Source organism: Xanthovirga aplysinae (genome assembly GCF_009711365.1).
GTDB lineage: Bacteria > Bacteroidota > Bacteroidia > Cytophagales > Cyclobacteriaceae > Xanthovirga > Xanthovirga aplysinae.
The window spans coordinates 1-4182 of sequence record NZ_SMMB01000802.1 but is presented as its reverse complement, the minus strand read 5'-3'; the positions used below and the strand labels follow the sequence as shown (position 1 = coordinate 4182).

The window sequence follows — 4182 nt, the reverse complement described above, 5'->3', positions numbered from 1 at the left end:
AAAAAATGGATGACTCCGGAACCTGATTATGAGTAATAAAAACTACCAACATTATAAAAGATAATAGCCACACATGATTATCAACACAATCAAAACTACTATTTTTGTGCTTCCTGTAACCATACTTTAAATTAAATTCTGACTATATGAGAGTATTTAACATTATATTTGCTGGGTTAGTCTTGTTAATTTGTTCTTGCGAAGAGAACAAACCAAACGAATTAAAAGAAATATATTCATCAAATCAGGATAAAAATATTATTAAGAACTTAAGTAAAATTCAAATTCTAAATTTTGGTACTTTTCATATGGGATTCACTCCTGATGCCAATACAGTAGAATTTAATGAACACGATAAAGAGAATCAAAAGAGAGTTCATCAAATTGCAGAAAAATTATCCTCATTTAGACCAACAGTAATTTTAGTAGAAAAGGTACCAGAATATAATGAACGAATTCAAAAGGAATATAAAAGGTATATTGAAAATCCTAATATGTTCTTCAAAAAGCCTACCGAAATTGAACTCCTTGCGTATGAATTAGGTAGGTTAAGCGGAACCACAAGAATTTATGGAATTGACCACAAAATGGGATATAATTATAAGATTGGTAATGAAATCGAAAATTTAATAGACTCGGTTTGGCACAACGAATATTATAAAAATCCTCTCCAATATTTTCCAGAAGTAAATATCAATAGGGATAGTTTAAACCTTTTTGAGAAATTAAAACTTATTAATCATGATAGATATTTGGATTTTCTAATAACGGTAAACGCTGACATGCTGACCCATGCAGGATCAAGTAAAGGGTTTGAAGGGGCAGATGAAGCGGCTAAATACTATCAAAGAAATCTTAGAATGTATTCAAATTTAAATAGGATTAACCTTAATGAAAATGATAGGGTATTTGTACTCATGGGGGCAAGCCATACTGCATTCTTTAGAGACTTTATAAGTAGAAGCCCAAAATATGAGATGGTGAATACATTTGATTATTTAAAATAAAAACTACCTATGACAATAAGGAGCTATGATCCTTTATCAGCTCCCGAAGTCCACCACTTAAATGCACAGCAGTAAGCAGGGCCGTTGGTACTCTTCATGATCTACTTTCCTCAGTAGTTGCTATTCCAACTTGCCGAATTGGCTACTCGAGCAGTACTGAAAGAGATTGATAAAGTCGTAAGGTTAACTCCAGGGTTCTTGAGATGGGGTTAGCAAGCCGTAATGCAAAATACTTAAGCCCCTAAAGGCTGGGAAAGGTGTTTTTAGATTTGTAGTTCCTTTTACTTACTCCTTTGATTTATTTAATGAGGCACTGCTTAGGAAACTCTGTAGAAAGGTTAAGGCCATCTAATTAAATATGGCATTCCTTTAGGGAAAGAAGATTTATGATTATGGAATATAACTTTTTAGATATTATTGTCCTTCTGGGAGCAATACAGGGCTTTATCACATCTTTGCTATTGTTCTATCAATCCAAAAAAAATAAACCAAAAAAATACCTTGGATGGATTCTTTTTCTAGTTTCATTGGCCTGTTTGAATATATACTTCCTGGAAACCTTAGTAATCTCATCGACCTTCTTGATAATATTGGCGTATACAGTACCTCTTATAATTATAATGCCCATTGGACCGCTAATTTATTTATACACAAATTCATTCATAGAAAAGAAGATCTCCTTAACCAAAACACACTTCTACCCGCTTCTTCTAGACCTAATCCCGAATATCTTAGCCATTATTTTTTTTGCCTGGACTTTGGTTTAAGTACTTTACTCTTGGTCAATTAGAATTTCTAGATCAGTTTACTGATCAGTACAATAAATATGTGGACATTCCCAGATGGGTATCTTTATCTTTGTATACCCTTTTCGCCTACAAAAAGATTAGATCTCATTCGTATAGAGATAAAAAGTGGCCCACCTACTTTGTTCAAAGCTTCATGGTATTTCAATTCATCTGGCTCCTTCATCTCATTCCCTATTTAATTCCGAGCTTATCCAACTTGCTTCTGGGCGTTTTTAGTTGGTATCCTGTCTATATCCCACTTGTCGTATTGATTTACTGGCTAGGATTAAATGGAGTTCTACAAACCCAATCAAAGAATCCTTCTAGAATCGAAAGTCCATCCACTTCTGTGGAAACATTGAAAAAGTTAACGCATGCCATGGAAGATAGCAAACTTTACAAGAATGGAACACTAAGATTAGAGCATTTGGTGGACCATACCGGCATACCCCAAAAAACCATCTCCGCTGTACTTAATCAATCCCTAAATAAAACCTTCAATGAATTTGTAAATGAGTTTAGAATAAATGAAGTGAAAGAGCGTCTAAGCGATCCGGCCAACGACTATCTCACAATTACAGGTATTGCGATGGAAAGTGGGTTTAACTCACAAGCCACATTTCAGCGTACATTCAAAAAAATGGTTAATGAATCACCAAAAGTCTATAGATCCAGGATGAAAAAGGCCAAGAATAGTTCTCAAATCTAGATTTGAGTTGATTCATTTTGATTTGGGGGCTCTATTTGCAAGAAAAACTCAAAATGAAATCATTCTTTACATTCTTGCTGATCTTTTTTTCTCTTAAAGGAATATCACAAGATACCCTTAAGAACGTCGTTCTTTCTCCCACTCAAGCACGGGAAGATTTTGACCTCTATGTACAGTTATTAAAAGAGACGCACCCTGGCCTCTATCGATACCAATCGGAGGAAAGAATCAATGAAGTTATGGACAGCATTTCTCTTTCGCTTAAGGAAGATATTTCCTTCTATGATTTTTATAAATTAATAGCTAGGTTGAACGCTAATATCGATTGCTCTCACTCTTTAGTTCTTCCTACTGAAAATTTTCAAAAGTATTTATCAAGGGATATCAAATCTGTTCCTTTTTATGTGATTCCCGTTCAGGACAAAGTCTATATACTATTCAATGGTACTCTGAATGAGGATGTAAAGCCCGGGTTTGAACTTCTTTCTATCAATGGGAAACCAACTAGTGAGATCACATCCGAGATCAAAAAATACATTTGGACAGATGGTGATATCGAACTTGCCAAGAACTTTGCAATGAATGGAGGTCTCTTCCCTATGTTCTACTATGCACTCATAGATAGGTCTGAGATCTTAAAGATGAAATTTGCTGATTTTGACGGAAAAGAAATTGAACTAGAAGTATCCACCATGTCTACCACAACATCATTTAGGAATTACAAAAAAAATCCAGTTAATAAAAAGGTATGGAAGCTCTACAGTAAAACGAGGAGTAAAAAATGGAAGTTTTCTTTTTTGAAGGATTTAGAATCCACGGCCAAACTGGTCTTTCCTAAATTTGCGGGAAAAAATATTAACAATGAGGAGCAAGCTCATGCGGCTATGGTGAAGTTCATGAACCATTCGCTGGAAAAGATTCAAAAGAAGAATATTAAGAATCTGATCATAGATCTGAGATCTAATCCCGGAGGATGGGATATCATGGGTACAACCTTAATGTCCTATCTGCTTCAAAAAAATGACTCCATTAGTTATTATGGCCCGGCTTATACGGTAACTGATAGTACGAAATTTTTTAAATACTCTGACCTTTCCGAATATAATCAAAAGCATGTGAAGGATGAGCTCATTCCTCAAGCTGACGGCACCTTTATGCTGAATCCGAAATATAACCAGAGTCACGGCTATGTCCATAAAAATCAAAATGCTTTCGCTGGTAAAATCTATTTACTTATTAATGAGAGTACGGCCTCAGCGGCAGCTGAATTCGCCGCAGTAGCCAAGAGTAATGGGATAGGAATATTGGTTGGGAGTGAAACGAATGGAACCTATGGTGGCCAAAATGGTACCAGTTTTGTCCGAATGTCATTAACTCATTCAAAAATTTGGGTTAAAACTCCACTAGTTAAAGTACAAAATGCAGTAAAGTCTATTCAACCGATGAATAGAGGGGTGTTTCCAGATAACACAGTAACCTTTACCATAAAAAACATACTGGAAAGAAAAGATGTCCAAATGGAATTTGTCAAAAATCTGATACGGAATAATTGAAATAACTAATCATAATTGGTTATGTCTTTCAATTTCTTCCTAATTCAAACCAGACTATGATAATTTTAGGGAAGGTAAAAGCCCTTTGGGTAATTTGGAATTAAGAAAATTAAGATTAATCTTTA

The 4182-nt window shown here is 34.8% G+C and carries 3 protein-coding genes; all 3 read left to right on the top strand.

All coding sequences use genetic code 11. The features are described from left to right. Positions 1–146 precede the first annotated feature (146 nt). The 3 genes from E1171_RS05945 to E1171_RS05935 all read left to right on the top strand — a co-directional run bounded on the left by E1171_RS05945 (position 147) and on the right by E1171_RS05935 (position 4057). Positions 147–1007 (top strand): DUF5694 domain-containing protein, encoded by an 861-nt coding sequence (locus tag E1171_RS05945; protein ID WP_222931411.1) that lies wholly within the window; start codon positions 147–149, stop codon positions 1005–1007. Between the two features lie 747 nt (positions 1008–1754). Continuing rightward, on the top strand, positions 1755–2504 hold the full coding sequence (locus tag E1171_RS05940; RefSeq protein ID WP_155205046.1) for a helix-turn-helix domain-containing protein: 750 nt from the start codon (positions 1755–1757) through the stop codon (positions 2502–2504). Positions 2505–2557: 53 nt separating this feature from the next. Further along, a complete protein-coding gene (locus tag E1171_RS05935) occupies positions 2558–4057 on the top strand; it encodes a S41 family peptidase (protein WP_155205045.1) in 1500 nt (499 codons plus the stop codon). Positions 4058–4182: the final 125 nt, after the last annotated feature.

Coding starts and splice junctions, on each gene's coding strand:
- E1171_RS05945 (WP_222931411.1), top strand. CDS start 147: ATGAGAGTATTTAACATTATATTTGCTGGGTTAGTCTTGTTAATTTGT.
- E1171_RS05935 (WP_155205045.1), top strand. CDS start 2,558: ATGAAATCATTCTTTACATTCTTGCTGATCTTTTTTTCTCTTAAAGGA.